The 14,277-nt window shown below is 62.8% G+C and carries 11 protein-coding genes; 6 read left to right on the forward strand and 5 right to left on the reverse strand.

Annotation, left to right across the window (positions count from 1 at the left end):
- The first annotated feature begins 11 nt into the window (after positions 1-11).
- A complete protein-coding gene (locus AC0J6G_RS13810; protein WP_475248603.1) occupies positions 12-446 on the forward strand; it encodes a DUF411 domain-containing protein in 435 nt (144 codons plus the stop codon).
- Positions 447-511: 65 nt separating this feature from the next.
- On the forward strand, positions 512-1,384 hold the full coding sequence (ypfJ, locus tag AC0J6G_RS13815) for a KPN_02809 family neutral zinc metallopeptidase (protein ID WP_475248605.1): 873 nt from the start codon (positions 512-514) through the stop codon (positions 1,382-1,384).
- 202 nt (positions 1,385-1,586) lie between these two features.
- On the opposite strand, the gene AC0J6G_RS13820 is transcribed toward ypfJ, so the two are convergent.
- On the reverse strand, positions 1,587-2,474 hold the full coding sequence (locus AC0J6G_RS13820) for a PA4780 family RIO1-like protein kinase (RefSeq protein ID WP_475248607.1): 888 nt from the start codon (positions 2,472-2,474) through the stop codon (positions 1,587-1,589).
- Positions 2,475-2,764: 290 nt separating this feature from the next.
- Here AC0J6G_RS13820 and ada point away from each other — a divergent pair, with 290 nt between their 5' ends.
- Entirely contained in the window at positions 2,765-3,829 is a 1,065-nt protein-coding gene (gene ada / locus AC0J6G_RS13825) for a bifunctional DNA-binding transcriptional regulator/O6-methylguanine-DNA methyltransferase Ada (protein ID WP_475248609.1), read from the forward strand.
- Between the two features lie 89 nt (positions 3,830-3,918).
- Here the strand turns inward: ada and speA are convergent, their stop codons facing one another.
- The 4 genes from speA to AC0J6G_RS13845 all read right to left on the reverse strand — a co-directional run bounded on the left by speA (position 3,919) and on the right by AC0J6G_RS13845 (position 8,213).
- Positions 3,919-5,832: an arginine decarboxylase gene (speA, locus tag AC0J6G_RS13830; protein ID WP_475248611.1), complete on the reverse strand. Its 1,914-nt coding sequence runs from the start codon at positions 5,830-5,832 to the stop codon at positions 3,919-3,921.
- Positions 5,833-5,957: 125 nt separating this feature from the next.
- On the reverse strand, positions 5,958-6,329 hold the full coding sequence (locus tag AC0J6G_RS13835) for a translation initiation factor Sui1 (protein ID WP_275961578.1): 372 nt from the start codon (positions 6,327-6,329) through the stop codon (positions 5,958-5,960).
- A 270-nt stretch (positions 6,330-6,599) separates the two neighbouring features.
- Positions 6,600-7,136 carry an NUDIX hydrolase gene (locus AC0J6G_RS13840; RefSeq protein ID WP_475248613.1) on the reverse strand — a complete coding sequence of 179 codons (537 nt, stop codon included), beginning with the start codon at positions 7,134-7,136 and terminating at the stop codon, positions 6,600-6,602.
- 3 nt (positions 7,137-7,139) lie between these two features.
- Positions 7,140-8,213 carry a DUF2333 family protein gene (locus AC0J6G_RS13845; protein WP_475248615.1) on the reverse strand — a complete coding sequence of 358 codons (1,074 nt, stop codon included), beginning with the start codon at positions 8,211-8,213 and terminating at the stop codon, positions 7,140-7,142.
- A 308-nt stretch (positions 8,214-8,521) separates the two neighbouring features.
- Between AC0J6G_RS13845 and AC0J6G_RS13850 the strand changes: the two genes are divergently transcribed.
- From AC0J6G_RS13850 to AC0J6G_RS13860, 3 genes are all read left to right on the forward strand, one after another.
- Complete coding sequence (locus tag AC0J6G_RS13850) at positions 8,522-10,141, forward strand: diguanylate cyclase (RefSeq protein ID WP_475248617.1); 1,620 nt, start codon at positions 8,522-8,524, stop codon at positions 10,139-10,141.
- A 1,078-nt stretch (positions 10,142-11,219) separates the two neighbouring features.
- On the forward strand, positions 11,220-12,263 hold the full coding sequence (locus AC0J6G_RS13855) for a methyl-accepting chemotaxis protein (RefSeq protein ID WP_475253760.1): 1,044 nt from the start codon (positions 11,220-11,222) through the stop codon (positions 12,261-12,263).
- Positions 12,264-12,399: 136 nt separating this feature from the next.
- The gene (locus tag AC0J6G_RS13860; RefSeq protein ID WP_475248619.1) at positions 12,400-14,172 is read left to right on the forward strand and encodes a protein-disulfide reductase DsbD; all 1,773 of its coding nucleotides are present in this window, start codon (positions 12,400-12,402) and stop codon (positions 14,170-14,172) included.
- Positions 14,173-14,277 lie beyond the last annotated feature (105 nt).

Consider the following 14,277-nt stretch of genomic DNA (forward strand, 5'->3'; position numbering starts at 1 on the left):
GAGCCGCCTTCATGCGCCAACTGATTCTTCTCGCCGCACTGTTCAGCAGCCTCAGCATTGCCGCCGAACCCCTCAACATCGACGTACACCGTGACCCCGACTGCAGTTGCTGCAAGGCCTGGATTGGCCACTTGCAAGACAACGGCTTTACCGTCACCGACCATGTTGAAAGCGACATGAGCGCGGTTAAACAGCGCCTCGGCGTACCGCCGCGCCTGGCGTCCTGCCATACCGGAGTGATTGACGGCCAATTTGTTGAGGGCCATGTGCCCGCTGCCGATATTCTTAAATTGCGCCAACAGCCGGACCTGCTCGGCGCTGCCGTACCCGGCATGCCAACCGGCTCACCGGGCATGGAATATGGCAACGTGCGCGACGCCTATCAGGTCATCGGCCTCGACAAACAGGGCGCGGAGCAGGTGATCAGCGAGTACCCAGCCAACTGAGCAGCCGATCACTCGAGCGCAGCGAGCAACGAGCAACCTCGCCACTTAATTAAAGGACGGCAGCGATGCGCTGGAAACGGGCAAGACGCAGTGACAACGTAGTGGATGCCCGCGGCAGCGGCGGCAGGCGCATGGGCGGCGGCAAGGGCCTGACGCTCGGCGGCGTAGCCATCGTGGTGATCGTGGGCCTGCTCAGCGGCCAGGATCCGATGCAGATCCTCGGCCAACTGGCCGGACAAGCCATGCAGGGCGGCTCGGTCAGCGCGCCGCAACGCTCAACGCCGGCGACCAATGACGAGCAGTCGGAGTTTGTTCGCGCGGTGCTTGGCGACACCGAGGACACCTGGAGGGAAATCTTCCAGGGCGCCAACCGGCAGTACCGCGACCCGACGCTGGTGCTGTTTAGCGGTGGCGTGAACTCGGCCTGTGGCTTCGCCGATTCGGCGGTGGGCCCGTTCTACTGCCCGGGTGATCAGCGGGTGTATATCGACCTGGCGTTCTTCCGCGAGCTGGAACAACGCTTTGGCGCCGCTGGCGATTTCGCCCAGGCCTATGTGATTGCCCATGAAGTCGGCCACCACGTGCAAACCCTGCTCGGTGTTTCGGCCAAGGTCAACGCCGCGCGGCAACGGGGCGAGCGAGTAGAAGGTGCTACCGGCTTACTGGTGCGCCAAGAATTGCAGGCTGATTGTTTAGCCGGCGTATGGGCTTACCACGGCCAACGCCGCAATGACTGGTTAGAACCCGGTGATATCGAGGAAGCGCTGAACGCTGCGAACGCCATTGGCGATGACCGTTTGCAAAAGCAGGCGCGCGGCCAGGTGGTGCCGGACTCCTTCACCCACGGCACCTCGGCGCAGCGCGTACGCTGGTTCAAGACCGGTTTTGACGGTGGCGATGTCGGCCGCTGCGATACCTTCAAGGCTACGCAGCTTTAGCCCTAGCCCTAGCCCTAAGCCCATGGCGCGCTCACCGCAGGGTTGATGTCGCTCCACCCATCCACCACCTCACCTCCGGATGGTGGATGAAAAAAGCGTCATCCACCCTACAGCCTGAGCGCTGGCAGCCATAAAGACCTTCCATAAAAAATGCCGCTCACCTGATCAGGTGGGCGGCATTTTTCTCAGCAGCACTCTGCGCCTATTGCGCCCAAGGCGGTGGCGGTTCTTCGCCCTTGGGCTCGTCTTCGGCATTGAGCAGCGCCTGGCGGCGCGCCTCGTCGGCTAGCGCGGCCTTGATCTCGCGCATCACGGCGTCGATATCGGCTTCTTCTTCCGGGTCATCGAACTCACCGGTCAGCGGGCTTTCCGGGGTCAACTCACCAGCCTCATACAGCGCCCACATTTCCTTGGCGTACTTGGTGAATTTCAATTCCGGGGCGAACTGGCCGAAGTAGGCGGACATGTTGCCGACATCACGTTCAAGCATCTTGAACGCATGGTTGTTGCCGGCCGCATCGACCGCCTGCGGCAGGTCGATGATCACCGGGCCACCGGGATCAAGCAGCACGTTGAATTCCGACAGGTCGCCATGCACCAGGCCCGCGCAGAGCATTTTCACCACTTCACGAATCATAAAAGCGTGGAATTCGCGGGCATCGTCCGGGTGCAGGTCGACATCATTGAGGCGCGGCGCGGCATCGCCCTCGCCGTCATCGACCAGCTCCATCAGCAATACGCCTTCAAGGAAGTCATACGGCTTGGGCACCCGCACCCCGGCGCTGGCCAGGCGGAACAGCGCCGCCACTTCAGCATTCTGCCAGGCGTCTTCCTGGCCCTTGCGACCGTACTTCGAGCCTTTGGCCATGGCCCGGGCATCACGGCTGTTGCGCACCTTGCGGCCTTCTTGGTACTCGGCGGCCTGACGGAAGCTGCGTTTGTTGGCCTCTTTATAAACCTTGGCGACGCGCAGTTCTTCGCCGCAGCGCACCACATAGACCGCGGCCTCTTTACCACTCATCAGTGGGCGAACCACTTCATCGACCAGCCCAGCCTCAACCAGAGGCTCAATACGTTTTGGCGTCTTCATCAGCTTTAATCAGGGGTCCTGTGTTGCCCAAATCGGCTCTGCCGCCCGTTATACGGCAATCTGTGCCAAGCGCCCACCCTCGCGAGCGTTGTACGGTTCAACAGCCACATAAAAAGCCGCGCAAAGTCTCGCTGACGGCAGGCTTTTCTCGCTTATGCAGGGCGTACAAATCACCGGGCGATAGCACTTAACGGGGTTGATTCAGTGCACGCACGCTTTGAAAGTCAGAAGTGAATTGGCAGCCTGACCGGCGCGGCAGACAATCACACTTGGCTCTAGGAGATCTACCCATGCTCGACCCCGACCGCTGCTGGCAGGCCATCTGCACACGCGACGCCGCACAGGACGAGGACTTTGTCTTTGCCGTACGCAGCACCGGTATTTATTGCCGCCCCAGTTGCCCGGCACGCCGCCCCACGCGCGACAACGTCAGCTTCCATGTTGATGCCGCCGCGGCAACGGCGGCGGGCTTTCGCCCGTGCAAACGTTGCGCACCACACGGGCAGAGCCCCGCCCAGCAGCTGGACGCGCTGGTGGTGGCCGTCTGTGAGCGGCTCAGCAGCACGCAACCGACGCCCAGCCTTGCACAACTGGCGGCGCGTATCGGCCTCTCTGCCTCACATCTGGCCCGCGCCTTTAAGGCCCGCACCGGGCTAACGCCGAAAGCCTGGGCCGACGCCCAGCGCCGCGAACGTTTAGCGCAGCAGTTACCGGGGGCAGACAGCGTATTGGCCGCCGCACTCGATGCGGGCTACGCCGGCACCCGTGCGTTGTACCCGCAATCCGCCGCCCTTAGCCTGGCGCAGCAACGCAAGCGAGGCGCCGGCGAGCGGCTGCGTTACAGCATCGCCCCCTGCCCGCTCGGCCAGTTATTGCTGGCCAGCAGCGCCAAGGGCGTTTGCGCCCTGCTATTGGGTGACAGCTCTGCGGCGCTGCTGACGGAACTGCAACAACGCTTTGCCGGCGCCGACCTGCAAGCAGACGACCTCGGCCTGCGCGACTGGTTGCGTCAGGTCATCACGCAAATCCGCGAACCGCAGCGGGCAGCCCAGCTGCCACTGGATATCCGTGGCACGGCGTATCAACAGCGGGTGTGGCACGCTTTGCAGCACATCCCCAGCGGGCAAACACGCACCTACGCCGCGCTCGCGGCCCAGCTAAACAGCCATCCGCGCGCAATCGCTCGCGCATGCGCCAGCAACCCGCTAGGGCTACTGGTGCCATGCCACCGGGTCATCGCCAGCAATGGCAGCCTGAGCGGTTACCGCTGGGGCCTGCCGCGCAAGGCCGCCCTGCTCAACCATGAAGCAGGCCAACAACCCGAACCACCACTGACGACAGAACGCCCCAGCTGAAAAGCCGCGTTAATAGACGCCCCCTGAAACGCAAACGGCCCCGCACTGAGCGGGGCCGTTTGCATTTCAGCAGGTTGTTGCCGCCGCGATCAGGACGACAAGTAGGACGAACGGGTCAGGCCCAGACGCAGCGCGTCAAGGAACTGGGTGCGCTCGCGCGGGCTGATCTTGGCGCTGGCAACCTTGTCGCGGTAGTGGTTCATCAACTCCTCCGGCGACAGGTGCACGTAGCGCAGCATGTCCTCAATGGTGTCGTGGGTCTCGATACCGGCGTGGTACACGCTGCCATCGGCGTTCTGGTAGATGTTCACCGAGTCGGTGTCACCGAACAGGTTGTGCATATCACCGAGAATTTCCTGGTAGGCACCGACCAGGAAGATCCCCAGCAGGTAGTCCTCGCCCTCGCGCACTTCGTGCACCGGCAGGCTGGTCTCGATGCTCTGCTCGTCGACGTACTGGCGGATCTTGCCGTCGGAGTCACAGGTCAAATCCTGCAGCACGGCGCGGCGCAGCGGCTCTTCGTCGAGGCGGTTGAGCGGCAGAATCGGCAGCACCTGGCCGATGGCCCAAGTGTCCGGCAGGCTCTGGAATACCGAGAAGTTGCAGATGTACTTGTCGGCCAGCTTGTCGTTGAGCTCATCCAGCACCTGACGGTGCGAGCGCTGACGGGCTTTCAGCGAGTTGTGCAGGCGGCGGCACACGGCAAAGTAGCACTGCTCGGCCAGGGCCTTTTCGGTCAGGCTGAGTTTGCCATCAGCGTACTGACTGGCCACATCGCTCATATAGTGGGTGGCGCGCCAATAGGTCTCGGTGACCATCTCGATATCAGTTGGACCGAGCAGCTCGACCAGGTAACGCACGGTTTCCGGCAGGCTGGTGACGTCTTCGATCTTGGGGATCTCGTCGTTATGCTTTTCCACATCGGTGACCTGCACCACCAGCATGGCGTGGTGTGCGGTCAGCGAGCGGCCGCTTTCCGAGAAGATGTGCGGATGCGGCAGCTCCTGGGCATCACAGAACTCCTTGAGCATGCCGACCACCACGCCGGCGTAGTCGTCCATGTCGTAGTTGATCGAACTGGCGTTACGCGAATGGGTGCCGTCGTAATCCACACCCAGGCCACCGCCGACGTCGATATGGTCAACCGGCAGGCCCAGCCCACGCAGCTCGCCGTAATAGCGAATGGCTTCCTTGAAGCCGTGCTGGTAGTCAGACAGGTTGGCGATCTGCGAACCCATGTGGAAGTGCAGCAGGCGAATGCCCTGATCCAGCTTGGCCGCACGGAAGCGCTCGACCACTGACAGCAGCTGCGCCGCCGACAGACCGAACTTGGACTTCTCGCCGCCGGTGTCAGCCCACTTGCTCGACGCCAGCGAGGACAGACGCACGCGCAGACCGATCTGCGGCGCGACCTTGAGTTCGGCCGCTTCGTCGATCACCAGCTGCACTTCGGACTCTTTCTCGATCACGATAAATACGTTGTGACCGAGCTTCTGCCCCATCAGGGCCAGCTTGATAAATTCGCGGTCCTTGTAACCGTTGCAGACGATGGTGCCGCCCTTCGGCGCCAGCGCCAGCACGGCCATCAGCTCGGGCTTGGAGCCGGCTTCCAGGCCGATGGAAACGTTCTGCGTGGCGATGATGTTTTCCACCACCGCTTCCTGCTGGTTGACCTTGATTGGGTACAGCGCGGTGTAAGGGCTCTGGTATTCCAGGCGCGCGATATTGGCGTCGAAGGCCCCAGTCAGCTGGCGTACGCGGTCTTGCAGGATGTCCGGAAAGCGCACCAGCAACGGCAGCGACAAGCCGCTGGAACGCAGCTCATCAATCTGCTCGTAGAGGTCAATCGGCGTGCTTTGCGGGCCATTCGGGCGCACCTCGACACGGCCCTTGTCATTGATCGCGAAGTAACCCGCGCCCCAATGGCGAATGCCATAGACGCTGCGGCTGTCCGCTACGGTCCACTGGCTGCCGTCATCTTTACGTGTGCGTCGTGCAGACATTGATGTCTCCCTTGCTGGCGATAGTGGCCTTGGCAGTGCCAAGACCCGTACAGATTAAAGTCTGGAAATGACGATTGCTCGGCAATGGACCAAAGGTCTGCCGAGGAAGTTTAGAAAAGACGGGATCAGCCGCCGGACTTCTTGGCTTTAAAGCCGTGCTTGATCAACTCGGCGATCAGCAGTTCGACGTGATCACCCTGAATCTCGATCACGCCATCCTTGAGCGAACCGCCGCAACCGCAGCGTTTCTTCAAGGCGCTGACGAGGTCCTTGAGCGGCTCTTCGGCCAATGGCACGCCGCTGATGGTGGTCACCGTCTTGCCGCCGCGACCTTTGGTTTCGCGGCGCACGCGGGCGATACCATCACCTTCTGGGATCAGGGTTTGTTTACAGATACAGGCGTCCACCGGTTGACTGCAGTCCGGGCAATGCCGGCCGCTGTCGGTGGAATACACCAGGCCGCTGAGGGCGGCAAATGAGGAAGCTTTCTTGACCACCGATAGGTCCTCGAAGGGGTCAGGATAGCGACTGGTCGACTGAGTGTGCGAGTCGACCGCGAGGCCCCACTCTGGCAGGGGCAGCGCACCCTGGCGATACACGGCCAGGGCTTGAAAGCCGCGCAGTGTAACGGCAAAAGCCGCGACTGCTAAGTGTAAAAATGCGCCATTAATCGGTGGATTGGCGACGCCGTTCAGGATGCCGCACAAAACGTCCCGGTATCCTGCACAACGCCAGGGCTGACGCGGGGTTAGGTCCGTATTGAAGGACTAGCGGGTGACGGCCAAATAGCGCTGCAAGGCCGCTAACGAGTCGGGGCAATACGGCAGGTGCTGCGTCTCGGCCAGCGCCTCGTCGATGGAGATAAAGCGCGCTTCCAGCACCTCTTCCGGCTGCAAACGCAGCGGCGCATCGGATACCGCCGAATACGCCATGCACCACAGGCGGCTTTCCGGCGCCTCATAAAGAAAATGCGCATGCTCAACCAGCGGCACATCCTCGATTCCCAGCTCTTCAGCCAATTCGCGCGCGGCGGATTCGGCATAGCTTTCGCCTTCGAGCACCATGCCGCCGGCCGCCACATCCCAGTAACCCGGATACAACGCCTTGCTCAAGGTACGGCGGTGCACGCAAAGCAAGCCGGCGCTATTGAACAGCAGGATATAGGTGCCGCGCCCAAGCAGACGCCGCGCGCGCAACTCGCTGCGCAACACGCCGCCCAGCGGTCGATCATCTTCGTCAACCCAGGCGATACGCTCAGCATCCGAGGCGGCGCGGTGCGCCACCTCCGCTTCAGACCAGGCCACCGCTTAGCCCTGCGACAACAGTTGGCGCAGGTCGATCAGCCCGGCATTGGCACGCGAAATGTAGTTGGCCATCACCAGCGAGTGGTTGGCCAGCAGGCCGTAACCGCTGCCGTTGAGGATCATCGGGCTCCACAGCGGCTCCTGCGCGGCCTCCAGTTCACGGATGATCTGCCTTACGCTGACGGTGGCGTTCTTCTTGGCCAGCACATCGGCGAAATCCACCTCGATGGCGCGCAGCAGGTGGGCCAGCGCCCAGGCCTGGCCACGGGCTTCGTAGAACACGTTGTCGATCTGCAGCCATGGCGTCTCGTAGTTCACGCCTTCGATAAAGTCAGCCTGCGCCACGCTCTCGGCCAACGCCGGATCAACCACCGCGGTATTCAAGCGTACCTGACCGACACTGGCCGACAAACGCTGCGACAGCGAACCCAGGCGCGTGGCGGCATCGCCCAACCAGTTGTTCAGGTTGTCGGCGCGGGTATAGAACTGCGCATTGGACTGACTCGGATCGGCAAGACGGGCCAGGTAGCGATCCAGCGACTTGATGCCTTCGGCGTATTCGGCCTCAGAAGCGGGCAGCGCCCAGCTCTTGTTGTCGAAGTGAAAGCGCGGCTCAGCCTTGGCCAGATCCGGGTCTTCAGTGGATTGCGACTGCGAGCGGGTGAAGTCCTTGCGCAGCGCGCGGGACATATCACGCACCTGCACCAGCACGCCAAACTCCCAGCTCGGCATGTTATCCAGCCACAGGCCTGGCGGGGCAATGTCGTTGGACAAGTAGCCGCCCGGCTTGTCGAGCAAGGCACTGGCTACCTGCTTGAGGGTTTCAGCGGTGGTGTAACCGTTCACCAGCTTGTGCCCGCGCGCCTGGGACGCCGCTTCGGCACGCTGCTGCACGGAGAATTGCGCCGGTTCCTGGCTCCAGTACCAGCCCACGACCAGCGCCAGCAAGATGTAGAGGCCCAGCAAGCCAGCGACCGTACGCGTGACCCAGCTCCCAGTGGATGTGCGAGGTGAGGTGCTATCGGAGCCTGACGCGCCCTCAGCGGCGGCGGCAGTTCGGTTCTTCCAATCCAGCATGACGTTGTCCTTTCTTTACCCAAGTAGCAAGCGTGCGACCGCACTGCATATAACGGTAGCTGCTTGTTCGACCACAACCCGAGAGCAGGGTTGCGCAACTGCCTTGCACTATAAGGGAAGCGCGGCCCGCTGCGCAGCGGCGAACGGCAAACTTAGCGCCGGTTGAGTCGATTACGTATCTGTGATGTCGTAGACAGAAGGCAGGCGCCAATAGATCGACGGCGCTCGCAATAATTCAAACGAGTGTTAGGATTGCCAGCATTGCGCCATCACTCGCCGGCAACTGCCGCCCCCATCGAACACAGACCATGATTGAGCACGAAGACCCCAGCAGTGACCGCCTAAAACAGCACTTCGCGCAGCGCGTGATCCACCAGGCACGCCAGGTACTGGAAGTTTGGCAACGCCTGCAGCGCAGCGAGTGGAGCGAAAGCGGCATGGTCGAGTTGCGTGAGGCCACGCAACTGTTACGGCGCTACGCCGAACGCTTTGACCAGGCCGAGCACGGGCAATTGGCTATAGAGATTGACCATTGCCTGCAACGGGTGTCTGACAATCGCGGCCGCCTCAATAGCGAACTGATCAGCCAACTCAACCAACTGCTGCAGCGCTTATCGCGCACCGGCCTGCGCCACGGTGACCGCTTCGAGCAAACCGTGCTGCCGCCACTGCGCAAACCGGTGTACCTGGCCCTGCAGCACCTGGAGCGCGCCGAACAACTGGTGCAGCGCCTGGAATTCTTCGGCATGAGCGCAATTGCCCTGGACAGCGCCAACGCGTTTCGCAGCGCCATACTCGAACGCCACCCGGCAGCCATTTTGATGGAAGTCGACTTTTCCGGCCCTGGTTGCGGCCTGCAGCTGGCGCAGAGCGTGCAGGAAGGCCTGGAGCACAAGATCCCGCTGCTGTTCTTCAGCCAAGAAGACACCGACACCATGGCCCGCTTGTCTGCCGTGCGCGCCGGCGGCCAGGAGTTCTTCACCGGCAGCCTGGATGCCTCCAACCTGTTTGAGCGCATTGAGGTTCTGACCCACGTTGCTCAGTACGAACCCTATAAAGTGCTGATCATTGATGACTCGCGGGCCCAGGCCACGCACACCGAGCGTGTGCTCAACAGCGCTGGCATCGTCACCCGCCCCCTGATTGAGCCGATCCAGGCCATGAGCCATCTGGCCGATTTTCAGCCCGACCTGATCATCCTCGACATGTACATGCCCGAGTGCAACGGCCCGGAACTGGCCCAGGTGATCCGCCACAACGACCGCTACGTCAGCGTGCCGATCATCTACCTGTCTGCCGAGGACGACCTCGACAAGCAGCTCGACGCCATGAGCGAGGGCGGTGACGACTTCCTCACCAAGCCGATCAAGCCGCGCCATCTGATCGCCACCGTGCGTAACCGCGCCGCCCGCGCACGCAGCCTCAAGGCACGCATGGTGCGCGACAGCCTGACCGGCCTGTACAACCACACCCATACCCTGCAACTGCTCGAAGATGCGCGCTTTCGCGCCGAACGTGACAGCCAGCCGCTGAGCTTTGCGATGATCGATATCGACTTCTTCAAGAAGGTCAACGACACCTACGGCCACCCCATGGGCGACCGGGTGATCAAGAGCCTGGCGCTGTTTCTCAAGCAGCGCCTGCGCAAGAGCGACCATATCGGCCGTTACGGCGGTGAAGAGTTCGCCGTGGTGATGCCCGATACCGACGCCGAATCGGCCAAGCGCGTGCTGGATGACATCCGCCAACGCTTCGCTGAGATCCAGTTCTCCGCACAGCCTCATGACCTGTCGTGCACCTTCAGTTGCGGCATCGCCCAAATGACCGCGCAACTGGACAGCAAACTGCTCTCAAAACAGGCTGACCAGGCGCTGTATGCGGCCAAGCATGGTGGGCGTAACCGAGTGGCGATCTACCAAACCGGCTGAGCACGCTCACCCATTGTTTTTGAGCCAGCGCCCCAGAAAACTGTGATGCAGTCGGCACCGTCATATTACGGTCATGAAAAAGCAATAAATTCTCAGGCTTAGCAGCCGCCTGACGCATGCGTGGGCGGCCGGAACCGTTCGTAGTCGGTCGAGCCCTATGCGCCTGAAATCCCTTACCAACCTCAACACCTTGCTCTTGGTAACCGTCTGCGTAGCACTGGCCGTCACCCTTTGGTGGTCGCAGCGCGCGCTGGAGCGTCCCTACCTGCTCATGGCGCGTTACCTGAGCCTGTCCCAGCAATTTCAGGGTGAAGCCGCGCAGAACATCAGCGCTTACCTGGAAAGCGGCGATGCTCTGCGCCACAGCGCCGCCTTGCAATCGCTGGACAGCCTCGACCAGGCCATGACTGAGCTACCCGAGCAGCTGGCCGCCAACCTGCGCCCCAGCCTCGCTGAGCTGAAGGCGTTTAGCGCCAACGAACTGCTGGCCGCTGGCAAGCTTTCCGCTGACCCGCAAGGCCTCCTGCTGCAAGCCGAGCGCGAGATGGACGCGGCGCTGGAGCAACTGGCGCAATACGCCGACAGCGGTGACGCCAACGCTGCCGCTGATTACCGCCGGCCGCTGTTTAGCGCGGCGCGGCATCTCACCCGCCTGGCTCACGCCCGCGACAAACTGGTGCGCAGTGGTCGCAGCGAACTGGCCAGCGAGGTTGAGCGCGAACTGGCCAGCCTAGGCAAACAGGCGCAGGTACTGGGTGATTTGCCGCTGCTCGGCGTGACTGATGCCAGTCAGTCGTCCGGTGACGCCTTTGCCGACCTGCTGGGGCTGGACGCCAGCAGCGAGAGCAGCCAGGCCGAAGACCGTGGCATCGCCCTCAAACGCGACCTGAGTAACCTGATTAGCCGCTACCCGGCCGAGCTGCAACGCACCCGCAGCCTGATCGAGCAACGCAGCGCCCTGGCCAACAGCACCCGCGCGCAGATCGACCAGGTGCAGCAAGCGCTGGCCGCGCTAGAGCCTTTGGTGCGCGCCGAGCACGGCCGCATCCAGGGCGAAGTGCAGCTGATCCTCGGCTTGATGATCGGCCTGATTTTGCTGATCGCGCTGATCATCGACACCCTCCAGCGCCGCCTCACCCGTGTGCTTGAACGCCTGGTGCCGGCGCTGTCGGCCTGGGCTGCCGGTGACTTTGCCAATGACATCTACCTCGGCTCACGCACCCGCGAGCTGTGCGATATCGAAGAGTCGCTGAACCGTCTACGCGCCTACCTGGTCGATTTGGTCGGCACCATTCGCCGCCATGCCGAACAGGTGGTCTGCTCCAGCCGCGCCCTGGCCGACCTCAGCGGCGGCCTGCACAGCGGCGCCGAACGCCAGGCTGGCGATACCGCGCAAATTCGCGATGCCCTTGGCGAGCTGCAAGCGACCATTCAGCAGGTGGCCGGCGATGCCAGCCAGGCCGCCGACGCCAGCCGCGACGCCAACCGCGCCCTGGAACAGGGCCAGCAGGTGATTGGCCAAAGCCTTAACGGCCTGCATTCGCTGGTTGATGAAGTGCAGGGCAACGCCCAGGCCATCGAACGCCTGGCCGAAGAAACCGCCACCATCGGCAACGTACTGACGGTGATTCGCGGCATCGCCGAGCAAACCAATCTGCTCGCCCTGAATGCCGCCATCGAGGCAGCGCGGGCCGGTGAGCTAGGCCGCGGCTTTGCCGTGGTCGCCGATGAGGTGCGCTCGCTGTCGCAACGCACCAGCGGCGCCACCGCGCAGATTCAGGAGCTGATCGGCCGCCTGCAACAGGCCGCCCTGCAATCAGTGCAAGCCATGCGCACCCAGGTCGAACACGCCGAAGCCACCGCCAGCCAGGCCGAAGTCGCTGACGGCGCGCTGGATGAAATCGTTGTAGCAATCCGCACCATTGCCAGCATGGCCGAGCGGATTGCGGATGCCACGGCGCAGCAGAGCGACGCGGTCAGCGAAATTCGCGGGCACAGCGAACGTATTCACACCCTGGGCGGCGACAACCTGCAGCGCATCGGCGAAGGCCGCAGCCAGGGCGATCAATTGCTGCAACTGGGCGGGCAACTGCATACCGCCGTACAGGCGTTCAGGGTTTAAACGACGGTCATAGCCGCTGGCGCGGCAATCTGTCGCGCGCCAGCGGGCCTGCAGACAAGACCACTTACAGCCTGGGCCGTGCCCTGAGCCCACTGCCTCCGCTATGATGCGTCGATACCCGCATCACGAGCCTGCCATGCACCGTTTACTCAGCCTGCTTCTGCTTCTCGTCGTGCTGCCCGCCAGCGCCAGCCTATTCGATAAGCCCCCCGCCGCCACGCAACTGGGCGCGCCCCTGAACAACAGCGCGGAGTTCCTGCCGGTTAGCGAGGCGTTCAAGCTGAGCCTGATCAGCAGCTCCAGCGAGTCCGTGAAACTGCGCTTCGTCGCCGCTGAAGGTTATTACCTGTATCGGCACCGCTTCAGCTTCAGCAGCGAACCGGCCGACATCCGCCTCGGCCAGGCCGTGCTGCCGGCCGGGCAAGCTAAACATGATGAGTACTTCGGCGATGTCGAGGTGTATTACGAGGTATTGGATGTCGAGGTGCCGGTCGACAACCCGGACAATCGCCCCTTCAACCTCAGTGTTAATTACCAGGGCTGCGCCGACAAAGGCCTGTGCTACCCACCGGAAACCGCAGTACTGGCGATTGGCGGCGGCGCCGCTGCCAACAGCACCACACCTGATGCGGCAACGCCGTGGAGCTGGACCGATCTGGCGCTGTTCTTCCTCGGCGGCCTGGCGCTGACCTTCACCCCCTGCGTGCTGCCGATGCTGCCAATCCTCACCGGCGTGGTGCTGCGCGGCCAGCCGGGCGGCTTGCGCAGCCTGGTGCTGTCGCTGGCCTACGTGCTGCCAATGGCCCTGAGCTTTGCCATCCTCGGCGCACTGATGGGCCTGTTCGGTGCGGAACTCAACCTGCAGGCACGCCTGCAATCGCCTTGGGTGCTGGTGCCGTTTGCGATCTTCTTCGCCCTGTTCGGCGCAGCCAGCCTGGGCTTTCTCGAACTGCGCCTACCCGCAGCAATTGATGGTCCGCTGCAGCGCCTGAGCCAGCGCCTGCATGGCGGCACAGTGTTTAGCGCGGCGGCGCTGGGCGTGCTCTCCAGCGTGCTGGTTTCACCTTGCGTCTCCGCGCCACTGGCCGGAGCACTGCTGTACATCAGCGCCAGCGGCGACGCCTTGGGCGGCGGTCTCAAACTGCTGGCACTGGGCCTGGGTATGGGCGCGCCACTGGTGCTGTTTGCCGTGGGCGGCGGCGCCCTGCTGCCGAAGTCCGGTACGTGGATGATTACCGTGCGCAACCTGTTCGGCGCATTGTTGATGGCGGTCGCCATCTGGCTGCTCGAACGCGTGGTGCCCGGCTCGGTCAGCCTGGCGCTGTGGGGCTTGCTGGCTGCCGGCATCGCCCTCTGGCTCGGCGTGCTGGAACTGACGCCGAAAACCCATCACCAGAAACTCGCACAACTGCTTGGCCTGCCGCTGCTGGTGTACGCCCTAGTGGCCTGGGTCGGCGCCCTGCAAGGCCAGGATGACCCGCTGCGCCCACTCGGACGCACGCTGCTCAGCAGCGCACAAGCAACGCAGCAGGCGCAATCAAACCAGTGGCAAACCGTCACCACACCGGCCCAGCTGGATGCTGCCCTGCTTGCCGCAAAGAACAACGGCCAGCCGCTGCTGCTCGACTGGTACGCCGACTGGTGCATCAGCTGCAAGGTGATCGAGCGTGAAGTGCTCAGCGCGCCGCAAGTCGGTCGCCAACTGGGCGACTATCAGTTGGTGCGTTTCGACATCACCGACAGCAACCCGGCGCAGCGCGCGCTGCTTGACCGCTACCAGTTGTTCGGCCCACCGGCGATTCTGTTATTCGATGGCAAGGGTGACGAATGGCGCGACCTGCGTGTTGTCGGTGAGATCGATGCCGCCACCTTCGCTGCCCGTTTGAGTACGGCACGCGAACGTTTTTAACACCTACAGTCACATATCTGCCGCAATCTACGCTCATCGTGCTGACTATTGCTGAGAACTAGACAGCCTGACGCTGTCACGGCATAGTCCTGCGCAGTAGAAAAT

The organism is Pseudomonas sp. TS_SC_3 (assembly GCF_056156225.1).